A 16,656-nucleotide genomic window follows, 5' to 3' on the forward strand; every position below is an offset into this window, starting at 1 on the left:
ACCCCCCGATGACCGCCACCGCCATGGTCGAAGTCCGCTCCGTACACAAAAGCTTCGGCAGCCTCGCAGTCCTGCGCGGCATCGACCTCGACGTCCGCGCGGGCGAGGTCACCGTCGTCCTCGGCCCCTCCGGCTCGGGCAAGTCCACCCTGCTGCGGACCATCAACCACCTGGAGAAGGTGGACCGCGGCTCGATCAGCGTCGACGGCACGCTGATCGGCTACCGCCGCTCCGGCGACAAGCTGTACGAGCTGCGCGAGCGGGAGGTCCTGAAGCAGCGCACCGGGATCGGCTTCGTCTTCCAGAACTTCAACCTCTTCCCGCACCTCACCGTCCTGGAGAACATCACCGAGGCGCCGATCGCGGCGCTCGGCCGCCCCCGCAAGGCGGCGGTGGCCGCGGCGGAGGAGCTGCTCGCCCGCGTCGGTCTCGCCGACAAGGCGGGCGCCTACCCCAAGCAGCTCTCCGGCGGCCAGCAGCAGCGCGTCGCCATCGCCCGCGCGCTCGCCCTGGAGCCGAAGCTGCTCCTCTTCGACGAGCCGACCTCCGCGCTCGACCCCGAGCTGGTCGGCGAAGTCCTGGACGTCATCAAGGACTTGGCGCTCCAGGGCACCACGATGATCGTCGTCACCCATGAGATCGGCTTCGCCCGCGAGGTCGCCGACACGGTCGTCTTCATGGACGGCGGCCTCGTCGTCGAGCAGGGCCCGCCCGCCGAGGTGCTCGACCACCCCCGCCACGAACGCACCCGCGCCTTCCTCGCCAAGGTCCTCTGAAGGCCAACGTCCTTTGAAGGCCGAGGCCTCTGAAGAAAGAAGTCACCGCCGTGTCCGCCACCCGTCCACTCCACCTCGCCGTCGACATCGGCGGCCCGCCCCACTACGAGGCCCGGTCTCCTCGGCCGAGGCACAGGAGAAGGCCGCCGACCTCCGGCGCCGCCAAGTGGCGGGCGCTGTCCGAGGCCAAGGGTCTCTCCATCCGGCAGACGGTCATCGAGACGACCGGCCGTCAGTCGTTCATCGGGACACCGGCCTCGGTCGCCGCCCAGTTCACCGAGTTCGTCACGGCCGCCGCCGACGGCTTCATCCTCGTCCCGCACCTGCTCCCGGGCGGACTCGACGACTTCGTCGACCAAGTGGTGCCGCTGCTGCGGGAGCGCGGCATCTTCCGTACGGAATACTCCGGCCCGACACTGCGCTCGCACCTGGGGCTGCCCACCCCCGTACGGAAGGGTTGAACACATGAGCACGGACGCGGCACAGGAGTGGAAGAACTGGCACGAACGGCGTGTCGAGACCGTCTCGGCGCCCTACGGCCCACTGGCGCTGACCGGCACCCACTGGCTCGCCGACGCGGTGGAGGGGCGAATTCCGGCCGTGCCGGGCGAGTGGCGCGAAGAAGACGACGCGGTGGTGCTCACGGCCGCCGCGCAGGACGGGATCGTCCTCGACGGGGAGCCCTTCAGCGGCGAGGTGCGGCTGACCGCCGACCACACGCCGGTCGGCGAGTCCCGGCTGGCCCAGGGCGCGCGGCGGCTCGTGGTGCTGCGCCGCGAGGGGCTGTGGGCGGTACGGGTCTGGGACCCCGAGGCCGAGCGCCGGCGCGCCTTCGCGGGCATCGGGGCGACGCCGTACGAGGCGCGCTGGGCGGTGCCCGCGACCTTCCGCCCGTACGACGAGGCGCGGACCGTACGGGTGGCGAACGCCGACGGAGTGGAGCGCGGGCTCGGCCTCGGCGGGGAGCTCGCCTTCGCGCTCGACGGCCGGGAACACACCCTCCAGGTGGCGGTCGAGGGCGACGGCGCCCTCTGGGCGGTGTTCGCCGACGCGACCAGCGGGGATTCGACCTTCCGGTTCCGTTTCCTGCGCCCCGGCGCACCCGATGCGCAGGGAAGGCTCACGGTGGACTTCAACCGCGCACTGCTGCCGCCGTGCGCCTTCGCGGAGCACTTCATCTGCCCCTTCCCGCCCCCGGGCAACACCCTCGACGTGGCGGTCGCGGCGGGCGAGCGGACCGTCCTCACCCGCTGACCCGCCGGCTGCCGAACCCCCAACGGCCCGGCCGAAAGGCGCCCTTGCGCCCGATGGCCGGGCCACCGAATACTCCCTCCCAGCGCTTGTCAGGAGCACGGCTTGCGCTCAACAGTGCTGCCGTCAGCTCCGGCTGCGCCTCACGGGGTCCCCCCACCAAACCCGGGCCCCTCGATTCCCCTCGGGAGGAAAAGAAGTGAGGATCAAGCGCACCACCCCCACGCGCCACCGCGGTCTCGCGAGACGCACCAAGGCAGTCGCCCTCACCGCCGGGCTCCTCGCCGCCGGCGCCCTCGCGGTCCCCACCGCAAGCGCCACCCCGTCCCAGGCGTTCAGCGCCGCCCAGCTCTCGGCCGCGAGCAGTGCCGTGCTCGGCGCCGACGTCGCGGGCACCGCCTGGAACGTCGACCCCGCCACCCACACGCTGGTCGTGACCGCCGACTCGACGGTGAGCAAGGCCGACATAGCCAAGATCAAGCGGCAGGCCGGCGCCAACGCGTCCGCCATACGCGTCGAGCGGACCTCAGGCAAGTTCAGCAAGCTGCTCTCCGGCGGCGACGCCATCTACGCGCCGAGCTGGCGCTGCTCCCTCGGCTTCAACGTCAAGAAGGGCAGCACCTACTACTTCCTGACGGCCGGCCACTGCACCGAGGGCAAGCCGCCCTGGTACACCAGTTCCTCGCGCACCACCAGCATCGGCCCGACGGTCGGCACCAGCTTCCCGGGCAACGACTACGGTCTCGTGCAGTACACCAACACCTCGCTCTCCCACCCGAGCGCCGTCGGCAGCCAGCGCATCACCAGCGCGGCCAACCCCACGGTCGGCCAGACGGTCACCCGGCGCGGCTCGACCACCGGCATCCACAGCGGCCGGGTCACCGCGCTCAACGCCACCGTCAACTACGGCGGCGGTGACATCGTGTACGGCCTGATCAGGACCACGGTGTGCGCCGAGCCCGGCGACTCCGGCGGCCCGCTCTACGCCGGCTCGACCGCGCTCGGACTCACCTCCGGCGGCAGCGGCAACTGCTCCTCCGGCGGCACGACCTTCTTCCAGCCCGTGGTCGAGGCCATGAACGCCTATGGCGTGAGCGTCTTCTGACGGCTGATCATCTCGCTGCCACGGCAGCGGCGAGCCCTCGTCCGGCCATCGGACGGGGGCTCGTTCCCTGCGCCCGTCCGATGGTCACGACTGGACGCGATGCGCCTTTTTGGGAGGATGTTCACGGCGGAGAGGCGACCGGACACACGGGGTGAGTCAGTGAAACGCATCGGAGTGACCGGTCACCGAGACATTCCCTCCGAGGCGCTGGGGGAGATCCGCAGCTGTCTGCGGAGCCTGCTGTGCGGACACGACGGTTCCCTTGAGGCCCTCTCCAGCCTCGCGGCCGGCGCGGACCAGCTGTTCGCGGCCATCGCCCTGGAGTGCGGCGCCTCCCTGACCGTGGTCATTCCCAGCGGCGACTACGAGAACGGCTTCGCCGACGCCGCCGAACTCGCCCGCTACCGGGGCCTGAAGAGACAGGCGACCCAGGAGGTCCGGATGGACTTCCCGCACGCGACGGACGAGGCGTACTACGCGGCCGGGGCCTATATCGCGGACAACTGCGACCGCCTGGTCGCCGTCTGGGACGGTCAGCCCGCGCGGGGCCTCGGCGGCACCGGCGACATCGTCCAGTACGCCCGCGGCCTGGGCAAAGCGGTCACGGTGGTGTGGTGCGACGGGGTGCGCCGCCCCTAGGCACCCCGCAGGGATGGTCAACTGCGGAGCCGGGCCAGCCAGTCGGTGTGCTGGGGCGACACGACCCGCTCGGTCTCGTAGACCGCCGCGGGCCACTCCCGCTCGCTGACCGTGTTCTCCATGGCCACGTGCATCTCCTTGAGGTCCTGCTCCACCAGGGAGTGCGCCGAGATCAGCGGCTGGTGGCGGCGGATCTCGCTCCACGCCAGACACGCCGCCGCCGCGGCCGAGAGCAGCCCGGCGACCTTGACGCCCTCGGCCGCGCCGAACATGTGCAGCGTCGCGAAGAGCAACGCGAGAACGGTGAGCAGGGTGATCGCGGAGGTCCACAGCGCGGTGGCCCGCTTGGAGGCCTCCTGTCGGCGCCGGTACCAGTTGCGCTGCTCGATGAGCCGGTCCCGGACGTACGTCTCCTTGCGTACGGTGAACGCCTTCGCGCGTAACTCCCGCATGGGCGCGGTGACGAGGGGGACATCGGCCAGGCCCGATGCCGGGTCCTCGCGCGGGTCCCGCCAGCCGACCTTGCGCAGTTCCCGCAGTCCTTCCTCCAAACGGAGGGTGAACATACCTTCGGGATCGGCCGCGTGGGAGTCGAAGGGAGTGCCGTGCACGGCATAGCGCCAGCACATGGATTTGATGAACTCGGCGGCCGAACGGTTCAGTTGCCAATGCGATTTCGCGTGCCCGCGGGCGGCGCGGAAGCTCACCGCGAGCACCCCCGCGTACGCCAGTGCGCTGAGCGCGCTCGTCAGCCGGAAGTCACCACCGAGCGTCATCTTCCACGGCAGCGCCGCCAGCGCCGCCCCCACCACCAGCAGGCACAGCTGCCAGCGGGTGCTGTTCACCGCGGCCCGCTGGCGCCCTATCGCGAGTGAGTCCGCGTGATGGAAGAGACCCGGCAGGTCGGCGTTGCGGAAGACCATGCTTTGCAGAGGACCGGGAATCGCCGTCACATCCACCCCTGTCTGCGGTTTTAGTCATCACTCTTTCGATGGAACGACCCGTTCCGTACACCTTCCGCCAATGCTGGGTCACGCGTTTGCGGCAAGCGGCCGTGCTCAGTTGCCAACAGTGGCCAAGAGAGTAAAGTCGTGCCGCCGACACTGCAACGGTGCATGTCGTCGGTACCACTGTCCACATGCAGGAATTACCCATCAAGGACGGCCGTGAAGACCTCCGTGAATTCTCTCTCCTTCGCCCCTGCGAAGAAGAGCCGTGTGCCCCTGGCCGAGATCGACGTCCGCGGCGCCGACGCCGCCCGGAAGCTCGGCCGCGTGCTGCCCTCGTCGATCGGCCGCCCCGTGCAGGCGTCGACCTTCAACTCGGCGCTCTAGTCTGTCGGAGAGCTCTAGACTGGCGGAATGACTGCACCCGTGGTCCCATTCCGCGAGATCGTGCTCAAGGTTCACAGCAGATGCGATCTTGCTTGTGATCACTGCTATATCTACGAAGCCCCTGATCAGAGTTGGCGTACCCGCCCCAAGGCAATCTCTGACGAGGCGATTTCCTGGACGGCCCGGCGACTGGCCGAGCACGCCGAGAAACACGTACTGCCCTCCGTGTCAGTGATCCTGCACGGAGGGGAGCCGCTGCTGGCGGGCCCCGCACGGCTGCGCCGGGTGTGCGAGGAGCTGACCGCTGCCCTGGACGGCGTCGCGGAGCTCGATCTGCGCATCCACACCAACGGCCTCCAGCTCAGCAGCCGCTACCTCGACCTGTTCGACGAGTTCGGCGTGAAGGTCGGCATCTCCCTCGACGGCGACCGGTCGGCCAACGACCGCCACCGCCGCTTCGCCGACGGCCGCACCAGCCATCCGCTGGTCCTCAAGGCCGTCGAACTGCTCCAGAGCGAGCGCTACCGCCACCTCTTCCTCGGGCTGCTCTGCACCATCGACGTGGCCAACGACCCGGTCACCGTGCACGACGCGCTCATCGCCCTGGACCCGCCGCGCATCGACTACCTGCTGCCGCACGCCACCTGGGACGCGCCCCCGGCCCGCCCGGGCGGCTCCCCGACGGAGTACGCCGAGTGGATCCTGGCGGTCTTCGACCGGTGGGAGGAACAGGGCAGACCGGTTCCGGTCCGGCTGTTCGAGTCCGTACTGTCGACGTTGAACGGCGGCCCCAGCCTCACCGAGTCCCTGGGCCTGGCCCCCACCGACCTCGTGGTGGTGGAGACCGACGGCACGCTGGAACAGGTCGACTCGCTCAAGAGCGCCTACGACGGCGCCGCCGCCACCGGGTTCGACGTCTTCCGGCACTCCTTCGACGAGGTCGCCGCCCATCCGGGCGTACGGGTGCGCCAGCTCGGCCTGGCCGGGGTCGGCCCCGAGTGCCGCGAGTGCCCGGTCGTCCGCTCCTGCGGCGGCGGGCTCTACACCCACCGCTACCGCTCGGCGAACGAGGCGGCGGGCCGGGACGCCTTCGACGGCCCCTCGGTCTACTGCGCGGACCTGGAGGCGCTGGTGCGGGGCATCGAGGCCCGCACCGCCGCCCGCCTCGTCCCCGCGGCGCTCACCGACCCCGGCGAGCTCGTCGCCGCCGAGCACGAGCTCACCCGCACCCTGCTCGCCCGCCTGCACGCCGATCTGGCCGGCCGCGGCGGCGCCGAGTGGGCCGAGGCCTGGCGGCTGACCGCCCTCGTCGACGGGCCGGGCCTCGACGAGGTGCTGACGCATCCGTACGCGCGCAGCTGGCTGCTCACCACCCTGGAGGCGCTGCGCACGAACCGGCCCGAGGCGGTGGCCCACGCCCACCGCCTCGCCGCCTACACCGCCGCCGCCGCCGTGCGCGGCAGACTCGACGTGCCCGTCGCCGTCGGGTACGCGGACGGCAGGCTGGTGCTGCCCACCCTCGGGGAGCTGAGGGTCGGCGCCCGGGGCGAGTCCGGCCGCGCGGAGGTGGTCTCGGCCGAGAAGGGCTTTCGGGTCCGGGGCGGGCGCTTCGAGGTGGAGGTGGAGTGCCCGCGCGAGCCGTGCGGCGACTGGCTGCCGGTGCGGGGCCTGGGCCGGGACGGGGCGCCCGATCCGGCGCTCGACGACCTCGACCCGTACCGCGACTGCTTCGGCACCCAGGTGCTGCCGCGGCTTGGTCTCGCCGAGGCCGACGAGTGGAGCGGGCGCCTGGGCGCCGCCTGGGGGCTGCTCTCGGCCACTGTGCCGGGCCACGCGGCCGCCGCGGCCGCCGCGCTGACCACGCTCACCCCGCTCGCGGGCGCCGGCGAACCGGTGGCCGGGCGGCACGGCTACGGGGCGCTGGGGGTGCCCGTGGGGCTCACGGGGGACGCGCTGGCGCTGGGGCTGCTGCGCGGCTTCCGCCGGGCCAGGTTCCGGGCCCTGCGCGATGTGGCGGACCTGTACGCCCTGGACGGCGGCTGGCTCCACCGGGCCGACTGGCGCGAGGAGCCGGTACCGGTCTCGGTCCTGCTGGCCGAAACGCATGAGCGCGTGGCGGTCGCCGCGTACGACAGGAGTGCACGCACTCTGGCGGAGACCCGGCGCGCGCTGGAAGCTCTTCAAGGGGCGGCCGAACTCACCGTGGGCGGGAAGAGCCTGGTCGCCGACGTCCTGCTGGAGTGGGAAGAGGCAGCCCGTGGATGAGCGAGCCCAAGCAGTGCTGGAGAGCGCGTTACGCGACGACCTGGTCGCCATGGGGGTCAACGAGGGGGACACCCTGCTCGTGCACGCCTCGATGAGCGGTCTGGGGCACGGCCCGCGGGTGCTGGGGCAGGCCCTGCAGGCGGCGGTCGGCGGGCGGCTCAAGGGCACCCTGGTGGTCCCGGCCTTCACGCCGGAGAACTCGCTCACCTCCCTCGCCCACCGGCGGCGGAGCAGGAACGTGCTGCGCGATCCGGCCGCGTACAAGGATTTCAAGCGCCGAATGGAGCCTTTCGACCCGGACCGGACCCGAAGCCAGGGAATGGGCCGGTTGGCGGAGTGGGTGCGCACCTCGGAAGGGGCGGTGCGCAGCACCCATCCCCAGACCTCCTTCGCCGCCTGGGGCTGTCGTGCCCTGGAGCTGATGGAGGGGCATGAACCCGATTGTCATCTGGGCGAGAAGTCGCCGCTCGGCGCGCTGTATCGCGCCGATGCCCGGGTTCTCATGATCAATGTGGGATTCGATGTCTGCAGCGCCTTTCACCTCGCGGAATACCGGTATCTGCACAACCCGCCCAAGAAGCTGTACAGCTGTGTGGTGCGGGACGAGAGTGGGCGTCGGGGATGGTTCCACTATCCCGATGTCGCTCTCGACGACAGCGACTTCGGGGCGGTCGGGGCCGACCTTCCGGAAGAAACGCGCAAAGAGTGGCAGCTGGGACGGAGAACCGCCCGGTTGTTTTCGATCAAGGGGGCGGTGGACCATGCGGTGGACTGGATGACCGAAAAGCGGCCTTGTTTGACCGAACGGTGAGGGGATGGAGCGCCGTGCGCTCCGGAATGATGTTCTTCAATACTGCAGGACGGGGGTCGTGTGCACGCATCAGCGCAGCCGCGTCCGGCCGACCAACATCGGCCCTACTTCTTTCTGAGTTACGCGCACACGCCGAGGTACGGGGCGGGCGGCCCGGACCCCGACATGTGGGTGGAGCGGCTCTTCCGTGATCTCTGCGGCCATGTGATGGCCATGACCGATCTGCCCGCCGGTGCGCCCGCCGGCTTCATGGACCGGGAGATACGGTCCGGCGAGGGCTGGTCGGAGCGTCTCGGCGAAGTCCTCGCCTCCTGCCGGGTGTTCGTGCCGCTGTTCTCGCCGCGCTACTTCGCGAGCGAGATGTGCGGCCGTGAGTGGTACGCGTTCGAGCAGCGCACCATCCAGCACCAGGCGTACACCAACCGCCCGGCCGAGGCGATCGTGCCGGCCCTGTGGGTGCCGGTCCCGCCCGAGCAACTGCCCGGGCCCGCCGAGCGGTTGCAGTTCAACCACCGGGCCTTCGGCGACCGCTATGTCACCGACGGCCTCTACGGGCTGATCAAGCTGCGCATATTCGCCGAGGAGTACGAACGCGCGGTCTACGAGCTCGCCAAACGGATCGTGAGCGTCGCCGACGCCACCGCGATACGGCCGGGCCGCCACGTCGACTACCGGCTGGCGCCCAGCGCCTTCGGCGCGGCCGCCAGCGAGGGCCCCCGGCCCATGCACGTCACCGTCGCCGCGCCCACCCGCCACGAGCTGCCCGAGGGCCGCGACGACGTGTACTACGGGGACAGCCCGCTGGAGTGGAACCCCTACCACCCCATCTCCGCCCGGCCGCTGGCGCTGGTGGCGGAGGACATGGTGCGCTCGCTCAACTACCAGACCACCGTCTCCTCCTTCGACGAGGAGGTGCTGCACCTCGACGGCAAACAGCCGCCGTCGCGGCCCGAGGTCCTGCTGGTGGACCGGTGGGCGCTGGAGGACGAGGACCGGCGCGCCCGGCTCGCGGCCTTCGACGCCGAGCACCGGCCCTGGGTGAGCGTGGTCGTCCCGTGGAACCGCGACGACCACCAGAGCCGGGCTTCGGAGGTGGAGTTGACGCACCGTCTGGAAGAGACCATGCCGTCCAAGATGCGCCAGGGGCGGGCCGCGTGCCGGGCCGCAGCCAAGGGCGTACCCAGCATGGAGGCCTTCGGGCAGATACTGCCCCAGGTAGTGGAGGCGGCGGCACAGCAGTATCTGAGACACGCGACGGTCTATCCGCCCGCGGGGGGCGGGCACACCGAACGGCCGCGCCTGGTCGGGCCGATGGGCACCGATTTCGGCACCACGCAGTACATCCCCGACAGGCTCGATCACGCGCCCGATGCGGAGGAGACGGATGACAGCCAGTCGTGACGGACGCATCGTCACGTTCTACTCGTACAAGGGTGGTACGGGCCGCACCATGGCCCTCGCCAACACGGCCTGGATCCTTGCCGCCAACGGCAAGCGGGTCCTCGCGGTGGACTGGGACCTGGAGGCCCCGGGGCTGCACCGCTTCTTCCACCCGTTCCTGGACCCCTCGACGCTCGGCGCCACCACCGGGGTCATCGATCTCATCACCGAATACGCCTGGGCCGCCACCAGTCCCGTGCCGCGCTCGGACGACTGGCACCGCGACTACGCGCGCATCCAGCCGCACGCCGTCTCGCTCACGCCCGAGGCCCTGGGCTGGCAGTTCCCCGACGGCGGCACCCTGGACTTCGTCTCCGCCGGCCGGCAGAACCGCGAGTACTCGGCGACCGTCTCCACGTTCGACTGGGACAACTTCTACGACCGGCTCGGCGGCGGCCACTTCTTCGACGCCCTGCGCGAGGACATGAAGGAGAACTACGACTACGTCCTGATCGACAGCCGCACCGGCCTCAGCGACATCGCCGACATCTGCACCGTCCACCTCCCCGACATCCTGGTGGACTGCTTCACCCTCAGCGACCAGTCCATAGACGGCGCCGCCTCCGTGGCCCGCCAGATAGACGAGCGCTACAGCGGGCAGAACATCCGCATCCTGCCCGTCCCGATGCGCATCGACGAGGGCGAGAAGGAGAAGGCGGACGCCGGCCGGGCGCTCGCCCGCCTCAAGTTCGACCGCTTCCCGGCCGGTCTTTCGGGCGACGAACTCACCGCGTACTGGGGCGCGGTGGAGATCCCGTACCGCCCCTACTACGCCTACGAGGAGACACTGGCGACCTTCGGCGACGAGGCCGGACTCTCCAACTCGCTGCTGTCCGCCTTCGAGCGGCTCGCCTCCGTCGTCACCGAGGGCCGGATCACCTCGATGCCGACCGTCAACGAGGAGATCCGGCTGCGGATCCGGGACGCCTTCACCCGCCGCAGGCCCGCCCTTCCGGCCGATCTGTTCCTCAGCTACGTGGCCGAGAACCGGATGTGGGCCGACTGGATCGAGTCCGTGCTCACCCGGGCCGGGTTCCGGGTGGTGCCGCGTGACGTGTCGGCCGAGCCCAGCAGCGCCGACGGGGAGGCGGTCGCCGCCGAGAACGCCGCCCGTACCGTGGTCCTGCTCTCCAGCGCCTACCTCAAGTCGGCCCGCGCCGTGGAGATCTGGTCCCGGGCCGCCGCCGAGGACCCCTCGGGCGCCCGCCGCCAGCTGCTGCCGCTGCGGGTCGGCGACGTCCGGCTCACCGCGCCCTACATCGACCGCAACCCGGTGGACCTGTTCCGGCTCGACGAGGTGCACGCCACCACCGCGCTGCTGCGGGCCCTGGAGCGGCCGGTGCAGATCAGCGACGGGGTGGCGCCCGGACCGCGGTTCCCCGGGACCGTCCCCAAGATCTGGAACGCACCGCCGCGCAACCCCGGCTTCACCGGCCGCTCGCTGGTCCTGGAGCGGATGCGCGACCAGCTCGGCGGCGGCCTCGCCGTCGTCCTGCCGCAGCCGCAGACGCTGTACGGACTCGGCGGCGTCGGCAAGACGCAGGTGGCCCTGGAGTACGTCCACCGGTTCATGGCCGACTACGACCTGGTCTGGTGGATCTCCGCCGAGCAGCCCGACGACGTGGTGGCCGGCCTCGCCGAGCTCGGCGTGCGGCTCGGGGTGCAGGGCGGCGACGACATGAACTCCGCCTCCCGCGAGGCCATCGACCTGCTGCGGCGCGGGGTGCCCACCTCGCGCTGGCTGCTGGTCTTCGACAACGCGGACGACCCCGAGCAGCTCAAGCGGTTCTTCCCGCCGGGCGGCCCGGGCCACGTCCTGGTGACCTCCAGGAACCAGACCTGGTCGCAGTACGGCGACGCGCTGCCCGTCGACGTGTTTCTGCGCGAGGAGTCCGTCGAGCACCTCCAGCGGCGCGCCCCCGGGCTCTCCGTGGACGACGCCGACCAGGTCGCCATCGCGGTGGGCGACCTGCCGCTCGCCGTCGAGCAGGCGGCGGCGTGGATCGCGGAGACCGCGACGCCGGTCGCCGCCTATCTGGAGCAGCTGGCCCAGCAGGCGCCCAGCGTCCTCGCGCTCAACCAGCCCGCCGGGTACCCCGAGCCGGTCGCCGCCACCTGGAACGTCTCCATCGAGCGGCTCAAGCAGCGCTCACCCGCGGCGGTCCGCCTCCTCCAGCTCTGCGCCTTCTTCGCGCCCGAGCCGATCTCCGCCAACCTCCTCTACAGCAAGGAGATGATCGACGCGCTCAAGCCGTACGACGCCACGCTCCAGGAGAAGCTGGTGCTCGGCCGGGTCATCCGGGAGATCGGCCGGTTCGCCCTCGCCAAGGTCGACCAGGTCGGCAGCTCCATCCAGGTGCACCGGCTCGTCCAGGCGGTGATCCGGGCGCAGTTGAGCGACGAGGAGCAGATGGACGCCCGGCACGCCGTGCACCGCATCCTCGCGGGCGCCCGGCCGGACGCCGACGAGCCGATCGACAACCCGGAGACCTGGACGCAGTTCAACACCATCTGGCCGCATCTGACCCCGTCGGGGGCGCGCCTGTGCGACGAGCCGGAGACCCGCCGGCTCCTCATCGACCGCGTGCGCTACCTCTGGAAGCGCGGTGACTTCAACGCGGCCGCCAACCTCGCCGAGGACCTGCGCGAGGAGTGGCGCGAGAAACTGGGGCCCAACGACCTCCAGTACCTGTACCTGCGCTTCCACCTCTCCAACATCCTGCGCTCGCGCGGCCGTTACGTCGAGGCGATGGAGCTGGACGAGGAGACCCTGTCCCGGCAGACGGAAGTGCTCGGTGCCTCGCACCCGCACACGTACATGACCACCAGCGCCCTGGCGATGGACCTCGGCGCGCTCGGCCAGTACAGCAAGGCGATGGAGCTGGCGACCGAGGCGCACGAGGGGTTCCGGCAGATCTTCGACGAGTCGCACCCGCGCACGCTCGCCGCCGCCAACAACCTCGCCCTGAACATGCGGATGCTCGGTCAGTACGCCCGGGCCCGCGAGCTCGACCAGGACGTCTACGACCGGCGCACCGAGGTGCTCGGCCCGGAGCACCCCTACACCCTCTCCTCCGCCATGAACCTGGCGCGGGACCTGCGGGAGATCGGGCGCTACGAGGACTCGGTGGCGCTGCTCAGCCGGACGTACGACCTCTACAAGGAGCAGCTGGGCCGGGCCTTCCCGGGCACCCTGGCGGCGGCCAAGAGCCTCGCCGTGTCGCTGCGCCGGGCGGGCCGGCTCGACGACGCGCGGCGGCTGACCACCGCGACCCGCAACCGCTACCGCGCCAAGTACACCTCCGCCAACCCCGACTGGCTGGCCTGCGACCTCAACATGGCCGCCGACCTGTTCGCGGCCGGGGACTCGGCGGCGGCGCGGGACGCGGCCCAGGAGGTCGTCGACCAGTACATCAAGGTGCCGGGGGAGCGGCACCCGTACACGCTGGCGGCCACCAACAACCTGGGCATCTACCAGTGGGGCTGCGGGTCGCTGGACGCCGCCGACACCTTGTTGGAGAACACCATACGGACGATGCGCGACATACTCGGGGAGAACCATCCGCACGCGTTGTTCGCCACCGTCAACCTGGCCAATGTGAAGGCCGACATGGGTGATCTGGAGAGCGCCCTGGAGATCGAGCGCAACGCGGTCGCGCGGCTGCGGGAGGTGCTGGGAGCGCACCACCCGGAGACGCTGGCCTGCGCCGCGAACATGTCGGTGACGCTCGACGGGCTCGGCCGCAAGGAGGAGGCGACGCACGTGCGGGCGGAGGCCGTGGAGGAGCTGCAGCGGCTGCTCGGCGACGAGCATGCGTTCGTCCGGATCGCCCGGGACGAGCGCCGGGTGCAGCGGGACCTGGAGCCGCTGGCGGTGTGAGACGAGGGGACGACCGGTGCGACCGGAGTGATCGCACCGGTTCCCTCCGCCGGGTGCCGCCGGGGGTCAGTCCTCCTCGATCAGCCAGGTGAGGATGTCGGGCAGCGCGTGCAGGGCGTCGAAGTGGGCGGCGGCCGGTTCCAGGACGGCCGTGGCGCCCGGGATGCGTTCGGCGAGCCAGCGGGAGTGGCCGACCGGTGAGAACACGTCCTTCACGCCGTGCCACAGCAGCACCTCGCCGGCGATGTCGGCGGGGTCGAACCCCCAGGGGCTGCAGAAGGCGAGCGCGTCGTCGATCCATCCGTACGCCGAAGTCCGCAGCGCCTCCTGGTAGTTGCGCAGCAGCATGGACCGCACCCCGGCGTCCTTGACCACCATGCGGTCGGCGTGGGTGAGGTCGCGGCGCAGCTCGTCCAGGAGCTGGATGGGGTTCCGGCGGATCTCGTCGGAGCGCGGGATGAGCCGGGCGGCGAACTCCTCGGGGTTGACCGACGCGGTCGTGAACTCCTCCACGTTGTAGGCGGTCATCCCGTCGAACCAGTCGAGCCCGGCCGCGTCCCGGGGCGCGAGCGTGACCAGTGCGGCGGTCCGGGTGACCCGCTCGGGCAGCAGGGCGGCGCAGGCCAGTGCGTGCGGGGCGCCGCCGGAGCGGCCGACGACGGCGAAGCGTTCCAGGCCGTAACTGTCCGCGATCGCCTTCACGTCCTGGACGACGTCGGCGACGCTGCGGCCCTCCAGCCGGTCGGAGCCGCCGTAGCCGGGTCTGTCGTAGGCGATCAGCTGCATCCTGCGCTGGTAGAGCACCATGCCGCGCGGCGCGGGGCCGAGACGGCTGCCCGGGGTGCCGTGCAGCAGGAAGACCGGCCTGCCCCGCGGGTCCCCGAAGCGCTCCACCGTCAGATGCCGCCCGTCGGCCGCGCGCACCCGACCGCGCACTCGTGCCCCCTCCGCTAGTGGGTCGCGATACCGATCGCCGGGACCGTCCTCGTACCGCCCATACCGGTTGTCGGATACAGGCATCGACTGTTGCGGCATTCCCCTCCCGCCCGCGTTTTACCCATTCAGTGGAGTGTGACCGGGACTCCCCTTGGGACGGAAGCGGAGTTACCGTCGAAGTACACGTCCGATTCGGACCCTTGGGGGCCGTGATGGTCGAGGCATTGGTGGCGACGGCTGTGGCCGTCGGATCCGCCGGCATCGTGTACGTGATGGCGGCGGCCCGGGTCGTCAAGCAGTACGAACGCGGTGTGGTGTTCCGGCTGGGCAAACTCAGGGGATCGGTGCGCGGCCCGGGCTTCACCCTGATCCTTCCGTTCGCCGACCGGCTCCACAAGGTGAACATGCAGATTGTGACGATGCCGGTCCCGGCGCAGGACGGGATCACCCGGGACAACGTCACGGTCCGGGTGGACGCGGTGATCTACTTCAAGGTGGTCGACCCGGCCGACGCGGTCATCCAGGTCGAGGACTACCGCTTCGCGGTCTCCCAGATGGCCCAGACCTCACTGCGCTCGATCATCGGCAAGAGCGACCTCGACGATCTGCTCTCCAACCGCGAGAAGCTCAACCAGGGCCTGGAGTTGATGATCGACAGCCCGGCGATGGGGTGGGGCGTGCAGATCGACCGGGTGGAGATCAAGGACGTGTCGCTGCCGGAGACGATGAAGCGCTCGATGGCCCGGCAGGCCGAGGCCGACCGTGAGCGCCGGGCGCGGGTGATCAACGCGGACGCGGAGCTCCAGGCGTCGAAGAAGCTGGCCGAGGCGGCCGGCGTGATGTCGCAGCAGCCCGCGGCCCTCCAGCTGCGGCTGCTCCAGACGGTGGTGGCGGTGGCGGCAGAGAAGAACTCGACGCTGGTCCTGCCGTTCCCGGTGGAGCTGCTGCGGTTCCTGGAGCGGGCGGCCCCGCTGCCCACCACGGCGGAAGCGCCCACGGCGAAAGCCCCTGCTCCGGAAGCCCCCGGGGCGCAGGCCCACTCCGAGCTGGGAATGGAAGGTCCACCAGAGGAACCGCCTTCGATCCCATGATTGTGAGCGGAGTCTCACCCGTGAACGCCCGAGCGGTCTCCGGAGGGTGATTCACCCCTTTTCAGCCGAATGATCATGGCTGGAATATTGCGGCCATGTGACACCAACAGGGCGTACGACACAAGCACTTCGCAAAGCCCCAGGATCCCCCGAACCCGATTTGCCGGGCGTCCGGGCGCTGGCTCTAATAGCGGCCATGTCAACGATCCGCGCCCTGCGCGCCGACCGCACCGGCATGGCGGCGCTCTGCGCGGTGCTCCTGTTCGTCGTCCTCGCCCTGGCCGCACCCCTGATCACCGCGCTCTACGGCAAGAACGCCACCGAGCACTACGGGCAGAACGCCCCCGGACTGCTCAGCCCCGAAGGGCTTCCGGTGCTCCCCAACGGCGGGATCTCCGGCGAGTTCTGGTTCGGCCTGGAGCCGGGGCTCGGGCGCGACGTCTTCGCCCAACTCCTGTACGGGATGCGGACGTCGCTCGTCGTGGCGGTCGCCGCCACCGCCGTCATCGCGCTGCTCGGCACCGTGCTCGGCCTCGTCGTCGGCTACCTCGGCGGGCTCGCCGAGCGGGCCTTCACCTTCGTCTGCAACGTCCTGCTCGCCTTCCCGACCCTGCTGCTCCTGCTGGCACTGAGCCCGGTCGTCAAGACCCGGTTCGTGGACCCCGGTGAGAACGAGCCGGTCTGGATGCAGTTCACCGTGCTGATCCTGGTGTTCGCCGCCTTCGGGTGGGTGCCGCTCGCCATGGTCCTGCGCACCACCGTGAAGTCGCTGCGGGAGCGGGAGTTCATCGAGGCGGCCCGCGCCTCGGGGGCGAGCCGGTGGCACATCCTGGTCCGCGAGCTGCTGCCCAACATCTGGGCGCCGATCCTGGTCAACACCACCCTCACGCTGCCCGGCATCGTCACCGCCGAGGCCGCGCTCTCCTACCTCGGGGTCGGCATCGACGAGCCGGTCCCCGACTGGGGCCGGATGATCTCCCGGGGTGCGGAGGTCTTCTACGACGACCCCACCTACATGGTCTTCCCCGGCGTGACGATCCTCGTCTTCGTCCTCGCCTTCAACCTGCTCGGCGACGCGGTACGGGACGCACTCGACCCCCGTACCGCCCGCTGATCCGCTCCACCGCC

At 70.8% G+C, this 16,656-nt stretch carries 13 protein-coding genes and 1 pseudogene; 12 read left to right on the forward strand and 2 right to left on the reverse strand.

The features are described from left to right. Positions 1-23: 23 nt before the first annotated feature. The 5 genes and pseudogenes from QIY60_RS23135 (at position 24) to QIY60_RS23155 (ending at position 3,771) form a co-directional block, all read left to right on the forward strand. A complete protein-coding gene (locus QIY60_RS23135) occupies positions 24-776 on the forward strand; it encodes an amino acid ABC transporter ATP-binding protein (protein ID WP_283146043.1) in 753 nt (250 codons plus the stop codon). 146 nt (positions 777-922) lie between these two features. Then, a pseudogene (locus tag QIY60_RS23140) lies at positions 923-1,237 on the forward strand (F420-dependent methylene-tetrahydromethanopterin reductase); the annotation flags it as partial. 4 nt (positions 1,238-1,241) lie between these two features. Next, complete coding sequence (locus QIY60_RS23145) at positions 1,242-2,030, forward strand: DUF1684 domain-containing protein (protein ID WP_283144130.1); 789 nt, start codon at positions 1,242-1,244, stop codon at positions 2,028-2,030. Positions 2,031-2,226: 196 nt separating this feature from the next. Next, positions 2,227-3,132 carry a S1 family peptidase gene (locus QIY60_RS23150; RefSeq protein WP_283144131.1) on the forward strand — a complete coding sequence of 302 codons (906 nt, stop codon included), beginning with the start codon at positions 2,227-2,229 and terminating at the stop codon, positions 3,130-3,132. A gap of 159 nt (positions 3,133-3,291) precedes the next feature. Continuing rightward, positions 3,292-3,771 carry a hypothetical protein gene (locus QIY60_RS23155; RefSeq protein WP_283144132.1) on the forward strand — a complete coding sequence of 160 codons (480 nt, stop codon included), beginning with the start codon at positions 3,292-3,294 and terminating at the stop codon, positions 3,769-3,771. A gap of 17 nt (positions 3,772-3,788) precedes the next feature. Here the strand turns inward: QIY60_RS23155 and QIY60_RS23160 are convergent, their stop codons facing one another. After that, positions 3,789-4,694, reverse strand: coding sequence for a DUF4231 domain-containing protein (locus QIY60_RS23160; protein ID WP_283144133.1), 906 nt, complete (start codon positions 4,692-4,694; stop codon positions 3,789-3,791). Positions 4,695-4,949: 255 nt separating this feature from the next. Here QIY60_RS23160 and fxsA point away from each other — a divergent pair, with 255 nt between their 5' ends. The 5 genes from fxsA to fxsT are packed head-to-tail and all read left to right on the forward strand — an operon-like array spanning position 4,950 to position 13,501. Then, positions 4,950-5,105, forward strand: coding sequence for an FxSxx-COOH cyclophane-containing RiPP peptide (gene fxsA, locus QIY60_RS23165; protein WP_266991576.1), 156 nt, complete (start codon positions 4,950-4,952; stop codon positions 5,103-5,105). Positions 5,106-5,132: 27 nt separating this feature from the next. Continuing rightward, positions 5,133-7,370, forward strand: a complete 2,238-nt coding sequence (gene fxsB, locus QIY60_RS23170; RefSeq protein ID WP_283144134.1) for a radical SAM/SPASM protein FxsB, inactivated metallohydrolase extension form — start codon at positions 5,133-5,135, stop codon at positions 7,368-7,370. Beyond that, on the forward strand, positions 7,363-8,181 hold the full coding sequence (locus tag QIY60_RS23175) for an AAC(3) family N-acetyltransferase (protein WP_283144135.1): 819 nt from the start codon (positions 7,363-7,365) through the stop codon (positions 8,179-8,181). Before fxsB ends, QIY60_RS23175 begins: the two co-directional genes overlap by 8 nt. A 60-nt stretch (positions 8,182-8,241) precedes the next feature. Continuing rightward, positions 8,242-9,582 (forward strand): FxsC protein, encoded by a 1,341-nt coding sequence (fsxC, locus tag QIY60_RS23180; protein ID WP_283144136.1) that lies wholly within the window; start codon positions 8,242-8,244, stop codon positions 9,580-9,582. After that, a complete protein-coding gene (gene fxsT, locus QIY60_RS23185; RefSeq protein ID WP_283144137.1) occupies positions 9,566-13,501 on the forward strand; it encodes an FxSxx-COOH system tetratricopeptide repeat protein in 3,936 nt (1,311 codons plus the stop codon). Before fsxC ends, fxsT begins: the two co-directional genes overlap by 17 nt. Positions 13,502-13,567: 66 nt before the next feature. Here the strand turns inward: fxsT and QIY60_RS23190 are convergent, their stop codons facing one another. Next, the gene (locus tag QIY60_RS23190) at positions 13,568-14,437 is read right to left on the reverse strand and encodes an alpha/beta hydrolase (protein ID WP_283144138.1); all 870 of its coding nucleotides are present in this window, start codon (positions 14,435-14,437) and stop codon (positions 13,568-13,570) included. 212 nt (positions 14,438-14,649) lie between these two features. Between QIY60_RS23190 and QIY60_RS23195 the strand changes: the two genes are divergently transcribed. Both QIY60_RS23195 and QIY60_RS23200 read left to right on the forward strand, forming a co-directional pair. Continuing rightward, positions 14,650-15,528: a slipin family protein gene (locus QIY60_RS23195; protein ID WP_283146044.1), complete on the forward strand. Its 879-nt coding sequence runs from the start codon at positions 14,650-14,652 to the stop codon at positions 15,526-15,528. 196 nt (positions 15,529-15,724) lie between these two features. Further along, positions 15,725-16,642, forward strand: a complete 918-nt coding sequence (locus tag QIY60_RS23200) for an ABC transporter permease (protein ID WP_283144139.1) — start codon at positions 15,725-15,727, stop codon at positions 16,640-16,642. Positions 16,643-16,656 lie beyond the last annotated feature (14 nt).

The organism is Streptomyces sp. BPTC-684 (genome assembly GCF_030028635.1).
Taxonomy (GTDB): Bacteria; Actinomycetota; Actinomycetes; order Streptomycetales; family Streptomycetaceae; genus Streptomyces; species Streptomyces noboritoensis.

Coding starts and splice junctions, on each gene's coding strand:
- QIY60_RS23145 (WP_283144130.1), top strand. CDS start 1,242: ATGAGCACGGACGCGGCACAGGAGTGGAAGAACTGGCACGAACGGCGT.
- fxsB (WP_283144134.1), top strand. CDS start 5,133: ATGACTGCACCCGTGGTCCCATTCCGCGAGATCGTGCTCAAGGTTCAC.
- QIY60_RS23195 (WP_283146044.1), top strand. CDS start 14,650: ATGGTCGAGGCATTGGTGGCGACGGCTGTGGCCGTCGGATCCGCCGGC.
- QIY60_RS23200 (WP_283144139.1), top strand. CDS start 15,725: ATGTCAACGATCCGCGCCCTGCGCGCCGACCGCACCGGCATGGCGGCG.
- QIY60_RS23135 (WP_283146043.1), top strand. CDS start 24: ATGGTCGAAGTCCGCTCCGTACACAAAAGCTTCGGCAGCCTCGCAGTC.
- QIY60_RS23160 (WP_283144133.1), bottom strand. CDS start 4,694: ATGGTCTTCCGCAACGCCGACCTGCCGGGTCTCTTCCATCACGCGGAC.
- fxsT (WP_283144137.1), top strand. CDS start 9,566: ATGACAGCCAGTCGTGACGGACGCATCGTCACGTTCTACTCGTACAAG.